We start from the raw sequence: 20,325 nt of genomic DNA, 5'->3' as shown, positions 1-20,325 counted from the left end.
GAGCTACCCTCGATGACCGCGTTGAACGGGATCACGATGAGCCTGCGCCAGATGCCCGCATCCATCGCGCCCACCCTCGGTAGGTGGTTTGTGTAGAGGATGAGCGTGTGGGACGGGGTGAACGCGAACGGCGCCTTGTACTTCTTCTCCGCGTAGATCTGGTCGGTGGAGGCGAGCTGTTTAACCGTCGAGGTCGACAGTCTTACGCCTTCTTCGGACTCGGCGGCGATGATGAGCCGTTTGCCTTTCGCCTCGGCAAGTTCAGGTTTGACGTTCCGGTTCCCGCCAATGGTGAGCACGTCGGCGGACATGTTGCCCGCATACGTGCCGAGCACTCTCGCGATCGTGTTCCAGAACGTGGACTTGCCGTTGCGGCCGTCCCCGTAGGCGATTACAAGCGCTTCGACCATGACCTTCCCGACCGCTGCCAGCCCGACGATCCGCTGCACATATCCGATCAGCTTCCGGTCGGATTCGAAGAACACGTCGAGCGCCTGTTTCCAGATGTCTGTGCCCGTGTCGGTGGGGTCGAGCGCAGTTTGTTTCGTGATCAGATCCAGCGGGTTATGGTCACGTCGGGTGCCGTCACGCACATCCCATGTCCCAGACGGCGTGTTGAGGAGATACGGGTCAGCGTCCAGTTGATCGGGCGTGGTGAGCAGCATCGGGTGCGCTTCCCGCAGGCAGGAGGTGATTGCCCGGGACTCACGGCGTTTCAACACGAACGCCTCGTAGGCCTTCGCATCCTCGAACGCCCGGTAGGCGGCCCGCTGAGCTGACGTGAAACCGGCGAGTGCTTTCGCTTTCGATGAAGCGGCTGCAAGCACCGCATCCGCGCCCGTCACCGCGAGCTGGTCGCGGGCTTTCTCCAACAGATGGCCGGCCTCGGCTAGTTGCCGGTCGGTCAGTTCCTGGGCGATGCCTTGCGCAGCAGGCGCAGACTCAGACCACACGCCCCCGTCGTAGACGAGCCAGTCTGTGGCTTCCGTAAATGCCAGACGTGACGAGTATTCTGCGGTGAGCATCGAAGCTTGCCCCACATCGGTGAAATCATCCGGCCGCAGGCTCGTCAGCTCCGCGTACACTTCCGGCGAGAGGTAGTCCGGATCGGCAGCGACTTTGGCGGCGAACCGGCACGCCGAGCCCCAGATCGACTCCAACTCGTGATCCGACAGGGGCGGCTCGCACAGCAATGCTTTCCGATCGAACAGGTCACGGGCCTGTGCGGTCTGCCCGTAACGGATCAGGACACGCCCGGCGAAGCGGGACAGGGTGGCGTTGCGGGAGCCTTCCCCGATCACCTGGGTCGAGGCATCGAACGCTGCGAACACGTCGATCTCATCGGCTTCGTCCAGCCAAGCATCCAGTAGCTTCGTGCCGTCGTGGACGGTGACCTCGGGGTTGGTGGTGCCGTAGATGAACCGTCCGGCATCCAACGCCTGCGGGTCGAAGAACCTGAACCGGGCTGCCAGGCGGCGCTTCAACCCCGCATAGGTATCTGCGTCCGTGACTTCGGTGATCGGGAAGTAGACGTGGAAACGAGGCCTCGCCGACAGCACGCCCTTCGCCTTCTGGTGGTTCCGGGAAGTGGCGGTCATGAACTCGACTCCAGCCATCAACTCGGCGAGCTTCTCCGGTGTGACCCAGTCGGACGATTCTTCGGTGTGGTCGTTGTCGATGTCCATCACCACACAATCCGAGGACACGAAACTCGCCGACGAGCGCCGATCGCCAGTGTAGGTGGCGGCGACGTGATCCCACCTGGCCACCAGCTGCAGGTCAGCCTGGTCGGTGACGTGGTGGTGGTTCGGATAGTGGTTGTTGTGCGGGTTGCCGCTGTTGGTCGCGGCGCACAAGGTAAACGGGGTCATGCGGGGTGCACCTCCTGGAAGTCGGCGTTGAAGAAGCGGACGGGGATGTTCATCTGGTGGGCCCAGTCGATTTCGGCGCGCATCCCTGCCGACACATGTCCGATGTAGGCCCATAGCTGTTCGCATTTCGACAGCAGGATGCGGTTGAAGAACATGACCAGCTCACGGGCATCCGGGTCGGTGTCGTCCATGAACTGCGGATAGTGCAGATGCGGGGCGAGTGGGATCCGGCGTGCCGACACCGCGAACGCGCAGAACCGGCGGGCAAGTTTCACGTTGGCGTCGATGTCTCCGGAGTACGGGGAGCAGATGTACACCAAGGGCCGATACCCGTACTCGGCGCGCTGGATTTCTTTCAGCGCCTTGTAGCAGGTGGGGTCGGGGTATCCTTCGATGTTCTTCTTCGGGATACCGATGTCGAGGGCAGCGGCGGTCATGACTGGTCTCCCGTCTGCCCGAAGGCGAGAGCGTGGTAGGCGTCGATCATTCGCGCCTGGCAGGCGACCTGTTGCTCCAGGTTGTCGATGCGGGCATGAGCCACGCGCAGGGCATCCAGTAACGCGATAGCTGTCTGTAGTGGGTCAGTGTCGAGGTCGCGTAGGAACGTGGCGACGCGTGGATCATTGGGGCATATCATGAGTCGGCTCCATTTCTGAGAGCCTGATAGACAAGTAGGTGGCGCGGTTACGCACATGGCTCTCAGTAGGAGGCCAGAAACCAGCAGGGAGTTAACCCCCTCGGCAGAGTTTCTGGTCACTGAGCTTTGAGGCTCTCGCCCATACGCCCCTGAGGACCGACGAATCCGGACGGGTCAACCCCAGGTCGATACCGGGTATATCCGGTAGACCTTCCACTACGGGTCAGGTGATCATGAGAGCTATGAGCGAGATGGATAAAGCGACCGTATGGGCGGTGTTCCAGAACATGCGCCTGTTCTGCCTCTTGGAGTACCTGCGTGACCTCGACCAAGCACTGGTGCGGAGCCGGAGTGATGAGCAGATCCGCCAGTACTTGCATGAGCTTCTCGACGCTGACCCGGCAATCGTCCTCGACTACCAGTAGGCCGCCCAGCAAGTTATTACGGTCTACATCAATCCACGCAAAGAGGCGCCCCAACTAGTTGTGCTAGTTAGGACGCCTCTCACATCGACGGTTCAGGAGGTCATGATCGGAAAATAATCTTCACTCCGTCGCTGATTTGCTGAGCGTAGTCACTCAGTTCGGGATCGCTGATCTTTCCTCCGCGTTTCTTGAATATGCGTTGCAGCGCGGGCTTGATCTGTTCTACAGGCTTACCGCGATACTGACGAGCCAGTGACTCGAAATCTCGGTTGTACCCTTTAGCCATTTCATCCATAGCAGGCTGAACGAGCTTCTGAAGAGCTTTCTCGTCAAAATTGATCTTCACGCTCAAACTCCCTGCCGGATAGTAGTGTCTGGATGCCGTTTAGCCGTGGCTTCCGTAACAAAACGGCCGGTAATGGATGAGCGGTGCACTGGACGGTTTCCGCCGTTACCCACCGTTTCTGCAGTCGTTGTACGTGGGCTTCGGCGAGCCGTCGAAGCTTTGACGAATCGCCCTGTAGACGCACTTCGGTGAACAGTTCGTGCCATGAGACACCTTCTTTCTGGCTTTCGCCAAATGGTGAACACTACGCACGAGAGCATGTAGAGTTGGAATCCTAGAGACCAAACTAGGTACCAGCCCCGAACGCCTCGCAACCCCGAGATTCGGGGCTTCGGTGTTCATGGGATAGATTTTACCTGCCTAATTACACTGATGTGATTTCCGTGCGCTCTCGAAACGAACCCTGTGGATAACTTCCAAACCTGGTCAGTCTTTCTGGTAGTAGTCACATTCGTAGCCATCCGCGTTGAGCGGTAGCCCGTCTGCCCAGGCAGGGAGCGTCGCCATGAGAGCACAGGCGTCAGCGACGGTGAAGACCGAGTCTTGGGGTTCGTCGATGACGATTTCGTCGTGGACGTGCATGACAATCCTGTGCCCAGCCTCGGCGACGAGCTGCATGGCGTGGACGAGGAGGTCACGGGCGACTGCTTGGACGATGTTCTCCACGAGTTTCCCGCCGTAGGTTTCCAGTCGACCCCACTTCCTGCCCGTGGTGACGCCGCTGTAGGTGATGGAGGTGCCGCCCCACCGGTTCTCACCAAGCCTCGGCTGCACATACGCCAGCCGTCTGCCCGAGGGCAGGGTGATGAACAAGATGCCCGACTCGACCGAGAAACACAGGTTGCGCAGCCGGAGGGTACTGCGGGTAGTGATCGCGTCGAGGGCGGCCTGCTCGACGTCTGCCCAGAGTTGCACGATGTTGGGGTTGGCTGCCCGCCAGGCGTCGACGGTCGGTTTGAGTTCGTGCTCGGCCAATCCCATCCGCAGCGCACCCATCGCCTTGAGCGCTCCGACGGAGCCGTTGTAACCGCAGGCCAGCGTGGCGATCTTCCCCTTCTGGCGAAGCTCGGCGTTGACGCCATGTTTCTCGACGGGCACGCCGAACATGCGCGACGCGGTTTCGCAGTAGAGGTCTTTGCCGTCACGGAAGGCTCGGAGGGTGGATGTTTCTCGGGCCAGCCAAGCGATCACGCGGGCTTCGATCGCGGAGTAGTCGGCGACGATGAGCCGGCAACCCTCGCTAGGGATGAACGCTGTCCGGATCAATTGGGAGAGCGTGTCTGGGACGGAGTCGTAGAGCAGTTCGAGCGCGTCGAGGTTGCCTTGTCGGGTGAGGGTGCGGGCAGCATCGAGGTCGGGCAGGTAGTTTCGAGGCAGATTTTGGACTTGGACGAGGCGTCCGGCGAACCTGCCGGTGCGTCCCGCGCCGTAGAACTGGATGAGCCCACGAGCCCGTCCATCGCTGCCTGCCACGTTGTGCATCGCCTGGTACTTCTTCACCGAGCTTTTCGCGAGGTCGCCACGCAGCTCCAACACTTCCCGCACCACGCCGGTGGCAGTCTCTAGCGCAGCTGCGACTTCTGCCTTCGCCAAGGACGACATCTTGCAGCCGTTGGTGGTGAGCCAGTCCTTCAACTGGATCGGTGAGTTCGGGTTCTCCAGGCCGGTCAACTCCCGCGCCCTCACCAATGTCGCCGTGCTGTGTTGGCCGTCGAGAGCGACGGCAGCATCTGCAAGGGTGCGGTCAAGCAGGATTCCGGTGTCGTTGATGGTCTGGTCCAGGGCATAGGCGTCCCACTCGGCCTCGGGCATCGGAAATGGCGAGAGCCGGTCGTGGATTGCGAGCTCAACCTCGACGTCGCGCCGGTTATAGTCGACAAACTGCGCCCAGCCGGTTGGGTCAGATGCAGGTAGGTTCCTGGTGCCTCCACCGTTCAACACGCTCGGTGTTGCCGGCGTGCAGAACTGCTTGATCAGCTTCTTGCCCGCGCTGTCTTTCTTGACGTCGAGATCAAGAGCCGTACCGACCGCATCCAAGCTCATCGGCAGACCGAGGTAGGCCGCCCACACCATCGTGCAACGCCACTGCGCCGGATCAAGAAACTCCTCAGCGAGGAGGTCTGGGTGGTGGCGGCGCAGCCACGCCGAGAATGCGACCCGCTCGAAGGCGGCGTTATGCGCCCACTTGACCACGCCAGGATCGACGAGTGCGGCAAGCAGCTCGTCGGGCAGCTGCTGGCAGCTGGCGAGGTCGATGACGTGGACGTCGCCGCTGTCGATGCTGTAGCCGAACAGAAGCAGCTCGAACTCAGGATCAGTGGCATACGGGTACACGCCGGACTTGGTGAGGTTGACGGGGCTGTACGTTTCGAGGTCACAGGCCAATGAGCGCATGGATCAGTCCTTTCATGGACAGATGTGGAGGGAACCACCGTGATCGGCAGTCCCCTCCACAAGGTGATGGTGTTACTCGGGTGCAGTTTCAGTGCGGGCGATATCGTTGGCCGTCACGCGTGCTCGTTCTTCTTCGAGAAGCTTGGCGAAGCGTCGTTCTTCACGCTTGTCGGAGATCCACGACAGCAGTAGCGTGACGCCAACGGGGATCAGGACATAGACCCACACAGCGAGGGTGATCGCCATGAAGCAGTCCTTCATCACGGTGAGCTCCTTAGTTGAGGAAGTCGTCGCTGGCGGCGGGGGTGCCGAAGTCGGACTCAGCGGAGATGCGCCCTGCGCCGAGGGGTTCACCGTCGCGGAGCTTCTGGATGTTGCCCAGCCCGCAGGCGATACCACGGTTCCCGTTCGTGTTGAACGCATAGAACGACAGGCTCACGCGGGCGTAGCAACCCGAATAGACTTCGGAGCGGTCGAGGATCGGGGCGACGTTCTCGTCGACCACCTGCGGCGGGGTCAGCGAGTTCGCGTTGACGAAGTAGGCGTTGGCGTAGGCTTCGTCGTCGCGCTCGGTATCCCCGTCACGCAGCGGCAGTTTCAACGCGGCCTTGTTTGGCCGCTTGCCCCCGAACTTGGCCGTACCGGCATCGATCGCCGCATCGATGGCCTTCTCGATGGCGGTGATGGTGGCGGTGTCGGTCTTCGGGATGATCAGCGACACCGAGTACTTGGGCTTACCGCCCTGGATCGAGTTCGGCTCGAACACGTGGGCATAGGAGAGCCGGACTTCACCGGTGACGATACGAGTCGGATTCTGAGTAGACATGATTGTCCTTCTTTCTGTTAGTTACTGGTTTTCGTGAATTCGGATTCAGCGCTGCGAATGTCGAGCGCGGGTCGTTTGTCGCTCTCGGGTACGAGCGTCGGCTTACCCACCGGCTTGACCACCAGGCCGCCGAGAACCTCGTTGAAGGTCTTCTTGCCCATCAGCTTTTCCATCGCCGTGAGCGTGATGAGGCGCTTGTCGTAGATGTCGTGGTACCCGGCCGCCTCAGCCGCCTCGGAGACGGCGGTTTCGTCGGTGTATTTGCGGACAGACCGGCCTGCGACGAGCTTGAACCCGTCCCACGTCTTGCCCTGGTTCACCGCGAGGGAGAGGGCGTAGGCCTCCACGTCCGCAGCCCACGTTTTGAGCTGTGGAATCCTCGCAAGGACATCCGCGATCTCCGCATCCGTCAGCTCGGCTGGTGGGGTGAACTCCCGCTTGGCGAGCGCCAGGTTGGCTTCGGCTCGTACCCGGCAGGTCGGCGCGATGCGGCAGAACTGACACCACGAGCCGGCCTGGTAGTCGCCTTCGCCGCGGGCAGCCAGGGCAGCGATCGGCTTGACCGTGTTCTCGCCCCATGTGATTAGGTCCTGGGTGCTGATCGTCCAGGTTTCGACGTTGGTGCGACGAGGCTGGAAGATGCTTAGCGCGACTTCCTCGATGTTGTAGAGGGCGTCGAACGCGGCCAGGGCTCCGAGCCCGTAGAGCATGAGCTGTGGGTTCTCTACCGGGGACACCTCAACGCCCATGCCGTACTTCAGGTCAATGACCTGCAAGGTGGGCTCGGCAACGATCACGCAGTCACCGGTCCCGAAGCCGCCCGGGGCGAGGTGGGAGTAGTCCAGGCGCTGCTCGACATACACCTGCGGGTCCGGGCAGTGCTCCCGAGCAGACTCGAGGTGCTGGGCCACGAAGGCGACGTAGTCGTCGGTGTGGCCCTCCATCTCCTCATCAATCCACTCTGAGGTAGGCCGCTTGGCGCGGCGCTTGAGGAACCGCTTGAGCTTGTACTCAGCCAGAGCGTGCGCGGCCGTACCCTGCAACGCTGCGTCCGACGGGGCGTCAGCCACGCCATCTGTGGCGAGTGCGGAGGGCGGGCAATGCACCCACCGGTGAGCACTCGAAGCACTCAAAAGTGCGTGGCTTTCAGGCATGGGCGATCTCCTTAGCCCCAGCCATGATCTGGCCGAACTTGGCCGGGTCTACCTCTGAGAGGGCCTTCGCGCCAGCGTCCAGGATGAGCTGGCGCACCTTGGCGGTGTAGCCCTGCTGGGACAGCTCCGCCAGGAAAGCGCGCACCTCTTCAAGCGTGTACTCGCGCATCGAAGCCGCCTCAGCCTGCTGTGTCTCGATCTGTTCCTCAAGTTCGGCGTGGAAGGAGGGTTCCTCGAGGCGCGCGGCGGAAACAGGCCTGTGGCCAGCCAGCGCGTACTCGTCCTCAATCTGCTCCCAGCCGTCAGCTTCGAGCGCCTGCGCAATCTGGGAAAGGCCCTCCATGGTGTGGTTGATGCCCGCGACCAGGGCATTGCGGTGCTGCGGGTTCATGCCGCAGCACCACCGTTGTCGTAGGTGAGCTTGCTGCCTGCCGGGTGACGCTCGATGGACGCGTTGAGAGCTGTCTCATCGACCTCGGGCTTTGTTGAACGTCGAGTCAGGGTCACGTCATGAACCCACCGCCCTGGCACAATCAACATCAGCTCGTTGATCGGGCCAAACAGCCAGCGCAGGATGCGCTCCCTGATATTCACTCGTGCGAGGTTGACATCGGCGGCCGGGTCCGGCGCCTCGTCGATACCGACTCGAATATGACGACCACTCATGATTCATGTCCTTTCAGTTGAGGTTGTTGGTCGCCTATACGTCTTCCCGTGGCTGTTGAACCGGACAGCCGTCGGGGAATTGGTCATGGATCTTCTTGATGGCGCGTTTGACTGCGGTGCCGATTGTGTTGGCGTGCCGGTCAATCTCCGCCTTACTCGCATCGGGATGCTCCGTCCTCGCAATGTCGGCATAGCTCAGGTTTTCGCCCAAATTCAGGCGCACCCAGCCCCGATGTCGGGGCGAGACCACGGAGAGCACGATCTCAACCTGCTCGCGTGCCAGGTCGAACTCCTCGCCCCTCATCAGGAGAGTCTCGGGTGATGCGTTGTCCGCCGGGTCGAGCTGCTGGGCAAGCCTGCGCCGTGCACTTGGTCTAAATGTCGACGGGTCATCCAAGTCATGTTCGCGGCCACCATCCTTAGTGGCATGCTTGCGCGCGTTCTCCCGTTCCCTGAACACGGCATACTGTTCACCTAGGTACTCGAGCTTCCACTCAGGCAGATACTCCTCGTCGAAGATCATCCGACGAAACTGCGCATCAGCCGGCAAATCATAAAGCTCAACCCACGCGCCGCCGCGCGTCGTGGGCATACGGAAATGGACGTGTTCCTTACCCCGAAAGTCCTTTGTGAACCGGATTGTGTAGGGCTTTGGTGTGGTGGCGTTGCCTGCCATGGTGGACTCCTGTCGCTTACTGCGACGGAGGCCCGACTCCACCTGGACGTTGGTGGTGCGCGAAGATCAACCACGGGGACGAAAACAGGGCAGGCCAACCACCCAGGCATGCGTGCCTGAGTGACTGACCTGCCCTGGACGTCCAGAAGGGCGAATCTCCGCGCGGATTGTTGAAATAAGTTGGGTGCGGGCAGCTGTCCCGCGTGTCATCGAAAGATCTCGGTGAAGGTGGGAGGGTGCCCGGCCGGTACCAGGCCAGACACCCCCAACCGGTTACTTCTTGCCACCCTTGGACTTGGGAGCCCGTTGGGACAGAGCAGAAGCTGCGGCGGTCTTAGCCGCCTTGGAATACCGCTGGTCACGCATGACCTTCGATGCGGCAGAAGCAGCAGCCTTGCTAGTTCGACGTTGACTCGTCATCTCGGTTCACCTCCTCCCAATCAGCCTGATTCGTCCTTTTTGCCGAGTTTTTCTCTCGGTCCGCCTACACCGGCTGGTAACATGGGCCACAGTGGTCGATGCGCCTACGCCGGTGGATGGCTTGTTTTCAACACTAAGAAAGCCCCCTGTTTTGACAGGAGGCGAAAGGAGGCGAAAGAAGGCGAAAGGAGGCAAGATGGCTCGCCTTCCTCAGCCAGAGTTTGCTCTAGGTCTGCTATTGCGGACTATCCGGCCGTCCTTATCTCTCGACGTCAAAGGCGACCGTGGATTCGTTCTTGACTTCTTTGACCGGGCTTGCGACGAAAAGCTCCTCCCAGGTCGGCTACCTGAAAACGAGTGCAGCAAGAACACCATCCCTGCTGGATGGCTGAGAGGTATCGATCGACGAGACCTCAACAAGATCTGGAATGGAAAACGGCCTCTACCAGAGGACACCGCAAGACGCATCTTGCCCGCCATCAGCGAGCAGAGAATCATCGCACTGTGGGGAGATACCTCTACCGGCGATGCAATCAGGGATCTTGCACTCAAGCTTCGTAAGGACGGCCTACAGATCAACAAACCGATTGATGTTCCGAAGGCCGTGTATGTGCTCATCAAAGAAGTCGTCAAATCAAACGCTGAGGGAAATGACCTCCTGCGGGACCAAGGCGGCGACGAGAAAATCGTCATCCCCGGCGTACAGACCTACCCGTTATCTACCGGCCGTATTTCCGGCAATTCGCTCCAGATCGGGACCTCGAGCATCGCAATTTCTCCAGCTCCGCCCGTCCCTGAGGAGTTAGCGCCTGAAGAGGTCTACGTGCAACGCGCGCTTGACGCGATCGCCGAAAAACTTGGGAAGGAGCCCGTCTCCTTCGAGCAGCTGAAGGCTCTTCCGGGTAAGTACGCGAAGTTCTTGGTCCGTCAGCGCACCCATTACTGGTCCGCTGTCGGACGTCACCGTAACCTGCAGGAGATTCGCCCAGATGATGGGGATGAACAGTTTGAACGGATCAAGGATGATCTTGACGACTTCCTCGAAACCACGTGGATGTCAGATGTTTTCCCTGACGGTTACGAGCGGATGCTGAAGACGCTTGGGCAGGCTAGCCATTATCAGGTAGGGGGGTCTGTTCTAACGAGCATCCCTGACTTGTTTGCTGCGAGCCACAAGCAAGGTATGACGCACATGCTGGTCAACGAGGACCGAATCGAGTGGTCATCATGAGCAGCACAATCTTCAACTCCCAGTTCGAAAACTGCATGCGCTTACTTGTCGCCCTAGACAAGCTTGAAACCGCGGTGACAGCGACCGAGCTTGCTGACGCCGATTTTGCAGCAACCTACGCTAGACACTTCGGTCTCGGCAGAACCGACCTGCACGGGTCCACGGCCTTCGTTAATGCGATTTACACGCAGCGCCGAAGCAAAGCTCACGAGGCAATCCAGCTGCTCGTGGCACACGGTTACGCCTATGCAGACCATGCTGGTGACGTGCCGCGCTTCACCATATCCGAGTCTGGTGCCCACCTGGTGAGCCACGTGTCTTCTAGCTACGCCCAGCACTACCAACGCTATGTCGCAGCAGCATTGGCGGCCCTACGCAACGACACGCTGCACCTGATCGGTGTGAAGGAGGAAGCATGAGCGGACTTTGGATTAGCGAGATTCGCGCATACCCAAACCACGGCGCCCCCTCCACGATCACGCTCACACAGGGCCTGAACGTCATTGCCGGACCATCGAACACTGGGAAAACCCGCGTCGCCCGCACTATCGACTTCGTCATGGGCGGGGACCTCGTCCCTTTCACCGATGACTCGGACTACTGCACCGCAGAAATCGACCTCGTCACCGCCGAGGGAGAAATCATCACCCTGCGACGCAGCATCGGAGGAGACTACGTTGTCAGTCCACAGCCTGGCGCTGACAGCAAGGTCTACAGCGTGAAGCGAGACGAGAAGGATCCCAAGACGGATCTGAACTCGTTCCTAGTGTCGCTACTCGATTTCAAGCCCAGCCGCAAGGTCATCAAGAATTCCAGCTGGGAGAGCCAGGCGCTGACATGGCGCAGCCTTTACCACCTGCTGTACGTGCCTGAGAGCTACATTGATCGGCTCGACTCAACAATCTTGCGCAGGGGTGGAGCCAACGATTACGTCACTCGTACTGCGGAACTGTCGACTCTGCTTGTGCTCGCGCAAGACGAAAACTTCGATGACATTGAGCCTCAAGAATCCGACAAAGATCGCCGTATCCGCCAGCGATCAGTCAAGCAGTTCATCACCAGGCAAGTTGAGGCAGCTCGAGAGAAGGAGACGGAGCTCAGGAAAGTAGAGGAGCAGTACCGGGGCCGCGATATCGAAGCGGAACTCGCTACCCTCAACGCCGAGTTCGACCAGCTCCGTCGAGACCAGATCGAGCTCAACGCCACCGGGCGAACGATCACCACCAAGATCAAAGAGATCGATGAGAACGTCGCTGCGTTTGCAGTAGACAAATACCAGCGTCAAGAACTCATCAGCCACCTGGAAGCAGACCTGCACCGGCTCGAGTTCCTCGCCGGGGCAAGCGTTGATCCCGACACGTTGAACATCAACATGTGCGGTTACTGTAAGCAACCAGTAGACGCGAGCATGAACCATCCCAGTCAGGAACAAATCGACGTCCAGCGCACTCGCCTAGAAGAGCAACTCTCGGGTGCACGGTCCAACCTGGCCGAGCTGGACTACATGATGTCGGAACTGACCCAACAGCGAGCTGACCTGGTGCTCAAGCATGCCGAACTTCAAGATAGAATCGCTCACACGATCACGCCGCGCCAAGAACAGCTGACGCGTGAGGTTCGCACGCTCAAGGAGGTAGCGGGTATACAAGCGCGTCTCGAGCAGCTCCAGGAAACAATCCTGGCCCTGACTGATCTGGGGCCGCAAGCGGCTGAGAAGCGGGAACCATACAAGCCTATGGAGTTTTTCAACGCGGACTTCATCTACTCAATGAACACCACGATTCGTCGGATCCTCCATGAAATCGGCTTTCCCTCTGCTGACACGGCGGTATTCGACGAGGCCACCCTCGACGTGACGATCGACGGATACCGAAAGGACACCAAGGAGGGTAAAGGCTTCGCCGCCTTGCTCAACACCGTGGTGATGGTCGCCTTCCATGAGTACCTCGATCAACGCTCACCCCACGCACCGCAGTTCCTCATCATTGATTCACCGCTGAAAAACTTCGACGACAGCCAGCTCACAGCGCCGGACTCCATGCGACAGAAACTACTGGACTACATCGCCTGCACAACCACAAACCGTCAGGTCATCCTGTGCGAGAACCTCAATCTCCTCAGCGGGGTGGACCTCGACGCACTTCCCAACACGACAGCCATCCGATTCAGCAAAGACCCGTACCAGGGCCGCTACGGCTACCTCAACGGGGTCTACGAGCCGGGAGAACACCCACATGAGTAGCCAATCCACCAAGCTCAAGATCAGCTACAAACCCCTGTGGAAAACACTGATCGACAAAGGAATGCGCAAACAGGACCTCCGCGAAAAGGCGAAAATCTCGGCATCCACGATCGCCAAACTCGGCCGGGACGAGAACGTCACAACCGCAGTACTCGTGCGCATATGCGAAGCACTCGAATGCGGGCTAGGCGACGTGGCTGTTTTAGAACGACGTCCAAGCCAAGAGAACATTAGCCAATAGAACTTAGAAACAATCCAAGGAACATTTAGTGACCAACAAGCAACTAACCCTCAGTGAATTGGAGCAGTACCTCGCTGCTGCTGCCGATTTGCTGCGCGGCGGGATCGACCAGGCCGACTTTAAGGCCTACATCTTTCCGCTGATGTTCTTCAAGCGTCTCAATGACGTGCACCAGGAAGAATACGAACTGGCGCTCTCGCAGTCAGGCGGCGACGAAGATTTCGCTGCACTGCCAGAGAACTACTCCTTTGTCATCCCTGAGCAGGCTTCGTGGGAGAACGTTCGCTCGACAACGAAGGACGTGGGGCAAGCTCTCGTGACCGCGTTCCGCTTGATCGAAGCGAATAATCCTCACCAACTCGGTGGGATTTTCGGCAGCGCTGCCTGGACTAACAAAGCCAAACTGCCCGATGAGCGCCTGCTGGATCTGCTCGAGCACTTCTCCACCAAGACTCTGTCAAATGCGAATGTGGCACCGGACGTGTTCGGGCAGGCCTACGAGTACCTGATCAAGCGGTTTGCGGACCTCTCCCGCAAGAAAGCGGGCGAGTATTACACCCCGCGCTCAGTGGTGCGCATGATGGTGGAAATCCTGGATCCTCAGCCGGGCCAGACCACTTATGATCCTGCCTGCGGCACGGCTGGCATGCTCATCGAGGTCATCGCCCATGCCAAGGAACAGGGGCATGATCCGCGCCTGCTCTGGGGCAAACTGTATGGGCAGGAAAAGACACTCACGACGGCTTCGATTGCTCGCATGAACCTGCTACTGCACGGGGTTCCGGAATTCAACATCGTGCGTGAGGACACCCTGCGAGCTCCCGCTTTCCACGCCGGTGAGCGCCTGCAACAGTTCGACAACGTGATCGCGAATCCACCGTTTTCGCTGAAAAACTGGGGGCGCGATGCGTGGGAGACGGACCCGTGGGGCCGAAACCTGCTCGGAGGTACCCCACCTGCGGGCTATGCGGACTGGGCATGGATCGAACACATGGTGGCATCCGCCAAACCCGGCTCGGGCAAGGTAGCCGTGGTCGTGCCACAGGGCGCACTGTTCCGTGGTGATGTGAATAGTAAGTCTGGGGATAACGAGGCAACGATTCGCCGCGAGTTCATCGAGCGTGACCTCATCGCGGCAGTGATCGAGCTGGCCCCCAACCTGTTCTACGGCACGGGGCTGGCTCCCGCGATTGTGGTGCTGCGTACCAGCAAACAGCCTGAGCGAGCAGGCAAGATCCTTTTTGTGGACGGCTCGGAGCTGTTCACTAAGGGGCGTAACCAGAACACCTTGGAGCGTGAGCACGCCGTCCGCATCGTACAGGCTTACCAGGAGTTCAGCGTGCAGGAGCATTTTGCGCACGTGGCCAGCCTGGACGAGGTGCGCGCCCAGGAATACAACCTCACCGTCGCCCGCTACGTCGCCAAACCACAGAGTGAAACCGGCACCAGCCTGGAAGACGCCATCGAACAGCTGACGGAAACGTGGCAGCAAGTGCAAGCCTCACGTGCACGCCTTGAGGAAGAACTCGCGAAGTGGGGCCTGGTGTTTGATGCTGCAGCGGCAGTGGATGAGGTCGCGGAGGAGGCGAGATGAGTAAGCGAATCACCCAAGAACAGCTTGAGTCCTACCTGTGGGGCGCGGCTGAACTTCTGCGCGGCCTGATCGATGCCGGTGACTACAAGCAGTACATCTTCCCGTTGGTGTTTTTGAAGCGCATCAGCGACGTCTACGACGAAGAACGCGCCCAGGCGCTCGCCCTGTATGGCGATGAGGACCTAGCCGACCTGCCAGAGAACCACCGCTTCGCCATCCCCGAGGGTGCCCACTGGCAGAACTTGCGCGAAACCACCACCAACATTGGCGAGACCGCGCGCACTATCATGCGCGCCATCGAAGCAGCCAACCCCACCACCCTCGCTGGCGTGTTCGGAGACGGCGACTGGTCCAACAAAGAACTGCTGCCGGATGCCACCTTGGCGGACCTCATCGAGCACTTCTCCAAACGCACCCTGAGCCTGGAAAACCTCCCCGAGGACGAGCTCGGCCAGGGCTACGAGTTCCTGATTAAGAAGTTCGCCGATGATTCGGGGCATACCGCCCAGGAGTTCTACACCAACCGCACCCTCGTACACCTCATGGCGCAGATGCTTGCGCCACAGCCGGGAGAATCCTGCTACGACCCCACCTGCGGCACGGCTGGCATGTTGATTTCCACCGTGGCAGAGCTGAAACGCCAGGGCAAGGAATGGCGCAACCTGAGCCTGTACGGGCAGGAGCTCAACTACGGGACCAGCGCTATCGGCAAGATGAATATGTTCCTCCATGGCATCGAAGATGCCCACATCGCCCACGGGGACACGCTGAAAAATCCGGCGTTCACCAATGCTGACGGCCACCTGCAAACCTTCGATATCGTGCTGGCAAACCCACCGTACTCGATCAAGAACTGGGACCGCGATCTCTTCAGCAACGACCCTTATGGGCGCAACATGTGGGGCACCCCACCGCAAGGGCGCGCCGACTACGCCTTCTTCCAACACATCGCCGCATCCCTCGAGCCCCGCACTGGCCGGGCGGCGATCCTCTTCCCCCACGGGGTGCTCTTCCGTCAGGAAGAATCCACGATGCGCCAGGCTGCTGTTGAGTCTGACCTGATCGAGGCGGTCATCGGCCTGGGGCCGGGGCTGTTCTACAACAGCCCCATGGAAGCCGTGGTGATCATTCTGCGCGCTAACAAACCCGCCGAACGCAAGAACAAGATCCTGTTCATCAATGCGGTAGATGAATACGCCCGCATCAGCGCCCAGAGTTTCCTGCTCGGCGAGCACCAGCAAAAGATCCTGCGCGCCTACCAGGCATTTCAGGATCAGCCGGGGTTTACCCGCGTGGCCACCGTGGATGACATTGCCGCTCTCGACTACACCCTGGCCATCCCACGCTACGTCAGCCCAGCCGCAGCCAGCGATGCAGGCAACGGGGATGCAGGTCCTGGCTTTGCCGAGGCGCTCACCGCGTGGCGGCGCGCAGCCGCCCAGACCGATGCCGCCTTCGCCGAACTACTCGATTCTCTCACCGAGGAGGTGAACAAGTGAGCCTGCACATCGATAAAGGCACCTGGACCGGAGTCAAGCTCGGTGATGTGGTGCGCAACGTCAACGAAAGCGTGAAAGACCCCGCGTCGATTGGAATCGACCGTACTATCGGGCTGGAACATATCGAATCAGGAAACTTTGAGGTGCAAGGCTATGGCACCTTGGACGAAGGCGTGAGCTTCACCCGACGGGTACGCCCTGGTCAGGTGCTGTTCGGGAAGCGACGCGCATACCTGCGTAAGGTCGCTGTTGCCTCCTTCGATGCAGTGTGCTCTGGCGACATCCTGGTCTTCGAGCCGAAGGACGATCGACTCGATGCGCGTTTTCTACCTTTCCTTGTGAGCTCAGACGAGTTCTTCGATACCGCGCTGCAAACCTCGGCGGGCTCGATGTCTCCTCGCACCAGTTGGAAAGCCCTCGCGGCCTACGAGTTCCTGCTCCCACCTATCGAAGAACAACACCGCATCGCCGACCTCCTATGGGCTGTTAAGAGTCACCTGGCGACACTCAAGTCTCAAGCACTGATTCTTGAAGCCACGGACACTCGGAATGGGTTTGGAAAATGGCTAGCTGAGCGATTTCGGAATGCTGAGACTGCAAAATTTTCCGAGTTATTTCAAGTGTCGAGTGGTAGTTTTCTTCCCGCCAAGAACTTTATCGAGGGTCAGATTCCCGTTTATGGCGGAAATGGTATTGCTGGTTACCACGGCAGTTCAAACACTGAAGCCGATGCCATCATTATTGGTCGTGTTGGCGCTTACTGCGGTAACGTACATAAGGTGGAGGCTCCAGCCTGGATTACAGACAATGCGCTGATAGTCAAAATAAAAAATCCAGAGCTTTTTGTCTCATTGGACTACATTGCACTGTTGTTGAAGCTACTAGGTCTAAATGCTTATGCTTCACAAACTGCACAGCCTTCTTTGTCGGGTAAAACTCTAGCCGAATGTCGGGTTCCGCTCGTGGCGATAGAAGAGCAGTTTCACATTCAAGAAGTTTTGAACTTTATCCAGGCAACGCAGTCTGCTATCGAGTTTGAGTCTCAGAATCTCGCTAGCTTTGCAATGGAGATTCAATTTTCGATATTTGGAGGCTCTGATGTTCGCTGAGAATCCGACTGTGCGAGATTTTGTGTTTGACCGGGTGGCCAGCCTCGACGTGCAGGGTATTGAGGGTCACGACCTGCCGCGTGACACACACGAGGTGCTGCTTGAAGGTCCTCTGCGTGCGGCGCTGATTCGCTTGAACCCTGAGATCGCAGCCCAGGAGTCACGCGCTGATGAGGTTATCACCGCCCTGCGGCGCATCCTGCTCGACGCGACCCACACCCCGCATCCGGTGGTAGCTAACGAGCAGTTCACTGCCTGGCTCACCGGCGATAAATCCATGCCCTTTGGCGAAAGTGGCGAGCACGTGCCCGTGAGGCTCATTGATTTCGACCACCCGGAGGACGACTCCTCAAACCAATGGATGGTCTCGCGCGAAGTTACCTTCCGGCAAGGCAAAGAAACCAATCGCTTTGACGTGGTGATCTGGTGTAACGGGCTACCACTCGTGGTGGTAGAAACCAAGACTGCAGTGGGGCCGTCGAAGACCTGGCTTGATGGTGCCCAACAGATTCACGACGAGTACGAGGTGGAAGCCTCCCAGTTCTTCGTGCCCAATGTGTTTAGCGTAGCCACAGACGGAAAAGAGCTCCGCTACGGCTCAGTAGGGATGCCGATAGAAAAATGGGGGCCGTGGCGCGATGAAGACGAACCCTCCGACGCAGTACCTGGCCTAACCAAGGTCGGCAATGCCATCGACGGCCTCCTGCAGCCCGAGGTGATTTTGGACTTCCTGCGGTTCTTCTCCACCTTCGGCACCGACCGTCAACATCGGCGCATCAAGCTCATCGCCCGCTTTCAACAGATCCAAGCCGCCAACAAAATCGTTGCCCGTGTGCTGGAAGGCAAGAAAAAGCAGGGGCTGATCTGGCATTTCCAAGGCTCTGGTAAATCACTGCTGATGGTGTTCACCGCGCGCAAACTGCGCGCCCAGCCACAGTTGAAGTCGCCCACAGTCATGGTGGTGGTCGACCGCACCGACCTGGATGCGCAAATCACTTCAACGTTCCTGGCCGCTGACGTGGCCAATATGGTGCAGGTGGGTAGCAAAGCAGAACTGAAAGACCTGCTGAATGCTGGTAGTCGCAAGGTCATCATCACCATGATCCACAAGTTTGGTGACATCACCGAGGCGCTCGATGAGCGCGACAACATCATTGTGATGGTCGACGAAGCCCACCGTACCCAGGAGGGCGACCTAGGCCGCGCCATGCGCACCGCACTGCCGAACGCGTTCCTCTTCGGCCTCACCGGCACGCCCATCAACAAGCGCGACCACAACACCTTCAAGTGGTTTGGAGACCCCAGCGACGAATCCGGGTACCTCTCCCGATACAGTTTCCAAGACTCCCAGCGCGACGGAGCCACGCTGCCGCTGAACTTTGAGCCTCGCCTGTCTGAAATGCACCTCGATGAGCACGCTATCGATATCGCGTTTGAGGAGCTGACACGGGAAAACGAGCTCACCGAAGCGGATCGCACGAAACTCTCCAAACAGGCATCCAGCATTGAGGTGCTCATCAAGGCCCCTGACCGCGTGGCCAAGGTGGCCGCCGACATCGCAGAGCACTTCCAGTCGCATGTCGCCCCGCAAGGCTTCAAAGCGCAGGTGGTGGTCTACGACAAAGAAATGTGCGTGGCCTACAAGCACGAACTGGACAAATACCTTCCCACTGAGGCCAGCACCGTGGTCATGAGCTCGGCACAAACCGACCCGCCCGAGTGGCATCAATGGACACCAGATCGCAGCCAAATGGACCGCCTACTCGAGCGATTCAACAACCCGAATGATCCCCTCAAGATCGTCATCGTCACCGCCAAACTGCTGACCGGCTTCGATGCCCCCATCTTGCAGGCACAGTACCTCGACAAGCCCCTGCACGACCACACACTGCTGCAAGCCATCACCCGCACCAACCGTGTCTACCCGCCAAACAAGGCCTACGGGCTGGTGGTGGACTACCTGGGAGTGTTCGATGACCTCGCCAACGCGCTGTCCTTCGATGACCAGTCCGTTCGAGACGTCATCAAGAATCTCGATGACCTGGTGGACCAATTCCCGCCGGCAATGCAGGCTGCTCTCGCATTCTTCCCTGGCGTGGACCGCACGCAAGACGGATGGGAAGCACTTCAAGCCGCACAGGAAATGCTCGGCGAAGACCGCCGCGATGCTTTCGCTAAGGCCTACTCGATAGTGCACCAACTGTGGGAGGCACTAAGCCCTGCACCATTCCTGGCCGAATACAAGCGCGACTACACCTGGCTGACTGCTGTCTACCAGTCCACCCGCCCAGCAGAGACCTCAAACAGGCTCCTTTGGCATGCGCTCGGCGGAAAGACCCTTGCCCTCATCCACGAGCACGTACAGGTAGACCTGCCGCGCCGAGATCTGGAAACTATCGTCCTGGATGCAGACTTGGTCGAGGACCTGATGCTCGGTGGGCGCGGCACCGTGGACCCAGATGAACTCGCCAAGATCGTCTCCAAGCGCATTGCCAAACACGCGGGCGATCCCCTCTTCATTGCCCTGGGTAAGCGACTACAGGATCTGCGCAAACGCTATGCCGACGCGCAGCAGCACAGCCTGGACTTCCTGCGCGAACTCCTCGAACTAGGCCGCGACACCTTGCAGGCCGAGAAAGAAGCCGGCGAGGTGCCACGCGAGGAACGCGGCAAGGCAGCACTTACGGAGCTGTTCGAGACCGTGCGAAGCGAGTCCACGCCTATCATCGTGGAGAAGGTCGTCGAGGAGATCGACAATGTCGTTAGGCAGGTACGCTTCGACGGTTGGCAGTCTACGAGCGAGGGGGACCGAGAGGTTCGCCGCCAACTGCGACTGATATTGGTCGTCAAGTTCAAGATCAAGTCCACCGACGTTTTCGACAAGGCTCACGAATACATCCGTGAGTACTACTAATCGCCGAAGGTGAACCTTTGGACGCTTGCTCGATACTTTTTGACGCAAGCCCCATACTTTTTGACGCGGGGCCGTACTTT

At 59.4% G+C, this 20,325-nt stretch carries 21 protein-coding genes; 9 read left to right on the top strand and 12 right to left on the bottom strand.

The genetic code is table 11. The features are described from left to right. The 3 genes from AC5RE1_RS05540 to AC5RE1_RS05530 all read right to left on the bottom strand — a co-directional run. A partial coding sequence (locus AC5RE1_RS05540) for a phage/plasmid primase, P4 family (protein ID WP_493938442.1) occupies window positions 1-1,871 on the bottom strand: 1,871 nt, incomplete at its 3' end. Beyond that, window positions 1,868-2,308: a DUF7768 domain-containing protein gene (locus AC5RE1_RS05535; protein WP_006680363.1), complete on the bottom strand. Its 441-nt coding sequence runs from the start codon at window positions 2,306-2,308 to the stop codon at window positions 1,868-1,870. The genes AC5RE1_RS05535 and AC5RE1_RS05540, both read right to left, overlap by 4 nt. Further along, complete coding sequence (locus AC5RE1_RS05530) at window positions 2,305-2,508, bottom strand: hypothetical protein (RefSeq protein ID WP_006680364.1); 204 nt, start codon at window positions 2,506-2,508, stop codon at window positions 2,305-2,307. The genes AC5RE1_RS05535 and AC5RE1_RS05530 overlap by 4 nt, the downstream gene beginning before the upstream one ends. 242 nt (window positions 2,509-2,750) lie before the next feature. Between AC5RE1_RS05530 and AC5RE1_RS05525 the strand changes: the two genes are divergently transcribed. After that, a complete protein-coding gene (locus AC5RE1_RS05525) occupies window positions 2,751-2,933 on the top strand; it encodes a hypothetical protein (protein WP_131367586.1) in 183 nt (60 codons plus the stop codon). Between the two features lie 100 nt (window positions 2,934-3,033). Here AC5RE1_RS05525 and AC5RE1_RS05520 read toward each other — a convergent pair whose 3' ends face one another. The 9 genes from AC5RE1_RS05520 to AC5RE1_RS05480 form a co-directional block, all read right to left on the bottom strand. Beyond that, on the bottom strand, window positions 3,034-3,279 hold the full coding sequence (locus tag AC5RE1_RS05520; RefSeq protein WP_006680366.1) for a hypothetical protein: 246 nt from the start codon (window positions 3,277-3,279) through the stop codon (window positions 3,034-3,036). A 426-nt stretch (window positions 3,280-3,705) separates the two neighbouring features. Then, window positions 3,706-5,673, bottom strand: coding sequence for a DNA polymerase (locus tag AC5RE1_RS05515; RefSeq protein ID WP_493938441.1), 1,968 nt, complete (start codon window positions 5,671-5,673; stop codon window positions 3,706-3,708). A gap of 72 nt (window positions 5,674-5,745) precedes the next feature. Then, complete coding sequence (locus tag AC5RE1_RS05510) at window positions 5,746-5,934, bottom strand: hypothetical protein (RefSeq protein WP_006680368.1); 189 nt, start codon at window positions 5,932-5,934, stop codon at window positions 5,746-5,748. A gap of 13 nt (window positions 5,935-5,947) precedes the next feature. Further along, window positions 5,948-6,499, bottom strand: coding sequence for a DUF2815 family protein (locus AC5RE1_RS05505; protein ID WP_006680369.1), 552 nt, complete (start codon window positions 6,497-6,499; stop codon window positions 5,948-5,950). 17 nt (window positions 6,500-6,516) lie between these two features. Further along, the gene (locus AC5RE1_RS05500) at window positions 6,517-7,653 is read right to left on the bottom strand and encodes a DUF2800 domain-containing protein (RefSeq protein ID WP_103632976.1); all 1,137 of its coding nucleotides are present in this window, start codon (window positions 7,651-7,653) and stop codon (window positions 6,517-6,519) included. Then, complete coding sequence (locus AC5RE1_RS05495) at window positions 7,646-8,044, bottom strand: hypothetical protein (protein ID WP_006680371.1); 399 nt, start codon at window positions 8,042-8,044, stop codon at window positions 7,646-7,648. The genes AC5RE1_RS05500 and AC5RE1_RS05495 overlap by 8 nt, the downstream gene beginning before the upstream one ends. Then, the gene (locus tag AC5RE1_RS05490) at window positions 8,041-8,319 is read right to left on the bottom strand and encodes a hypothetical protein (RefSeq protein ID WP_006680372.1); all 279 of its coding nucleotides are present in this window, start codon (window positions 8,317-8,319) and stop codon (window positions 8,041-8,043) included. The genes AC5RE1_RS05495 and AC5RE1_RS05490 overlap by 4 nt, the downstream gene beginning before the upstream one ends. Window positions 8,320-8,353: 34 nt before the next feature. Next, window positions 8,354-8,995 (bottom strand): hypothetical protein, encoded by a 642-nt coding sequence (locus tag AC5RE1_RS05485; RefSeq protein ID WP_006680373.1) that lies wholly within the window; start codon window positions 8,993-8,995, stop codon window positions 8,354-8,356. Window positions 8,996-9,268: 273 nt separating this feature from the next. Then, window positions 9,269-9,415 (bottom strand): hypothetical protein, encoded by a 147-nt coding sequence (locus AC5RE1_RS05480; RefSeq protein ID WP_006680374.1) that lies wholly within the window; start codon window positions 9,413-9,415, stop codon window positions 9,269-9,271. A 196-nt stretch (window positions 9,416-9,611) separates the two neighbouring features. Between AC5RE1_RS05480 and AC5RE1_RS05475 the strand changes: the two genes are divergently transcribed. The 8 genes from AC5RE1_RS05475 to AC5RE1_RS05440 are packed head-to-tail and all read left to right on the top strand — an operon-like array spanning window position 9,612 to window position 20,245. Next, complete coding sequence (locus AC5RE1_RS05475; protein ID WP_006680375.1) at window positions 9,612-10,646, top strand: ABC-three component system protein; 1,035 nt, start codon at window positions 9,612-9,614, stop codon at window positions 10,644-10,646. Continuing rightward, a complete protein-coding gene (locus AC5RE1_RS05470) occupies window positions 10,643-11,065 on the top strand; it encodes an ABC-three component system middle component 2 (protein WP_131367587.1) in 423 nt (140 codons plus the stop codon). Before AC5RE1_RS05475 ends, AC5RE1_RS05470 begins: the two co-directional genes overlap by 4 nt. Then, window positions 11,062-12,888 (top strand): AAA family ATPase, encoded by a 1,827-nt coding sequence (locus AC5RE1_RS05465; protein ID WP_006680377.1) that lies wholly within the window; start codon window positions 11,062-11,064, stop codon window positions 12,886-12,888. The genes AC5RE1_RS05470 and AC5RE1_RS05465 overlap by 4 nt, the downstream gene beginning before the upstream one ends. Further along, window positions 12,881-13,129: a helix-turn-helix domain-containing protein gene (locus tag AC5RE1_RS05460; RefSeq protein ID WP_006680378.1), complete on the top strand. Its 249-nt coding sequence runs from the start codon at window positions 12,881-12,883 to the stop codon at window positions 13,127-13,129. The genes AC5RE1_RS05465 and AC5RE1_RS05460 overlap by 8 nt, the downstream gene beginning before the upstream one ends. Window positions 13,130-13,157: 28 nt before the next feature. After that, window positions 13,158-14,723, top strand: a complete 1,566-nt coding sequence (locus AC5RE1_RS05455; RefSeq protein WP_006680379.1) for a type I restriction-modification system subunit M — start codon at window positions 13,158-13,160, stop codon at window positions 14,721-14,723. Further along, the gene (locus AC5RE1_RS05450; protein WP_006680380.1) at window positions 14,720-16,222 is read left to right on the top strand and encodes a type I restriction-modification system subunit M; all 1,503 of its coding nucleotides are present in this window, start codon (window positions 14,720-14,722) and stop codon (window positions 16,220-16,222) included. Before AC5RE1_RS05455 ends, AC5RE1_RS05450 begins: the two co-directional genes overlap by 4 nt. Then, window positions 16,219-17,331 carry a restriction endonuclease subunit S gene (locus AC5RE1_RS05445; protein ID WP_006680381.1) on the top strand — a complete coding sequence of 371 codons (1,113 nt, stop codon included), beginning with the start codon at window positions 16,219-16,221 and terminating at the stop codon, window positions 17,329-17,331. Before AC5RE1_RS05450 ends, AC5RE1_RS05445 begins: the two co-directional genes overlap by 4 nt. After that, window positions 17,321-20,245, top strand: coding sequence for a type I restriction endonuclease subunit R (locus AC5RE1_RS05440; RefSeq protein WP_006680382.1), 2,925 nt, complete (start codon window positions 17,321-17,323; stop codon window positions 20,243-20,245). The genes AC5RE1_RS05445 and AC5RE1_RS05440 overlap by 11 nt, the downstream gene beginning before the upstream one ends. Window positions 20,246-20,325: the final 80 nt, after the last annotated feature.

The organism is Actinotignum sp. usb-actsch-rep-73 (assembly GCF_059082735.1).
This window is presented reverse-complemented; position numbering and strand designations above follow the sequence as displayed.

What these genes read in the sequence shown, in the direction of transcription:
- AC5RE1_RS05500 (WP_103632976.1), bottom strand. Translation starts at nt 7,653, where the DNA reads ATGCCTGAAAGCCACGCACTTTTGAGTGCTTCGAGTGCTCACCGGTGG.
- AC5RE1_RS05450 (WP_006680380.1), top strand. Translation starts at nt 14,720, where the DNA reads ATGAGTAAGCGAATCACCCAAGAACAGCTTGAGTCCTACCTGTGGGGC.
- AC5RE1_RS05470 (WP_131367587.1), top strand. Translation starts at nt 10,643, where the DNA reads ATGAGCAGCACAATCTTCAACTCCCAGTTCGAAAACTGCATGCGCTTA.
- AC5RE1_RS05480 (WP_006680374.1), bottom strand. Translation starts at nt 9,415, where the DNA reads ATGACGAGTCAACGTCGAACTAGCAAGGCTGCTGCTTCTGCCGCATCG.
- AC5RE1_RS05510 (WP_006680368.1), bottom strand. Translation starts at nt 5,934, where the DNA reads ATGAAGGACTGCTTCATGGCGATCACCCTCGCTGTGTGGGTCTATGTC.
- AC5RE1_RS05485 (WP_006680373.1), bottom strand. Translation starts at nt 8,995, where the DNA reads ATGGCAGGCAACGCCACCACACCAAAGCCCTACACAATCCGGTTCACA.
- AC5RE1_RS05525 (WP_131367586.1), top strand. Translation starts at nt 2,751, where the DNA reads ATGAGCGAGATGGATAAAGCGACCGTATGGGCGGTGTTCCAGAACATG.
- AC5RE1_RS05475 (WP_006680375.1), top strand. Translation starts at nt 9,612, where the DNA reads ATGGCTCGCCTTCCTCAGCCAGAGTTTGCTCTAGGTCTGCTATTGCGG.
- AC5RE1_RS05465 (WP_006680377.1), top strand. Translation starts at nt 11,062, where the DNA reads ATGAGCGGACTTTGGATTAGCGAGATTCGCGCATACCCAAACCACGGC.
- AC5RE1_RS05440 (WP_006680382.1), top strand. Translation starts at nt 17,321, where the DNA reads ATGTTCGCTGAGAATCCGACTGTGCGAGATTTTGTGTTTGACCGGGTG.
- AC5RE1_RS05535 (WP_006680363.1), bottom strand. Translation starts at nt 2,308, where the DNA reads ATGACCGCCGCTGCCCTCGACATCGGTATCCCGAAGAAGAACATCGAA.
- AC5RE1_RS05530 (WP_006680364.1), bottom strand. Translation starts at nt 2,508, where the DNA reads ATGATATGCCCCAATGATCCACGCGTCGCCACGTTCCTACGCGACCTC.
- AC5RE1_RS05490 (WP_006680372.1), bottom strand. Translation starts at nt 8,319, where the DNA reads ATGAGTGGTCGTCATATTCGAGTCGGTATCGACGAGGCGCCGGACCCG.
- AC5RE1_RS05495 (WP_006680371.1), bottom strand. Translation starts at nt 8,044, where the DNA reads ATGAACCCGCAGCACCGCAATGCCCTGGTCGCGGGCATCAACCACACC.
- AC5RE1_RS05515 (WP_493938441.1), bottom strand. Translation starts at nt 5,673, where the DNA reads ATGCGCTCATTGGCCTGTGACCTCGAAACGTACAGCCCCGTCAACCTC.
- AC5RE1_RS05460 (WP_006680378.1), top strand. Translation starts at nt 12,881, where the DNA reads ATGAGTAGCCAATCCACCAAGCTCAAGATCAGCTACAAACCCCTGTGG.
- AC5RE1_RS05505 (WP_006680369.1), bottom strand. Translation starts at nt 6,499, where the DNA reads ATGTCTACTCAGAATCCGACTCGTATCGTCACCGGTGAAGTCCGGCTC.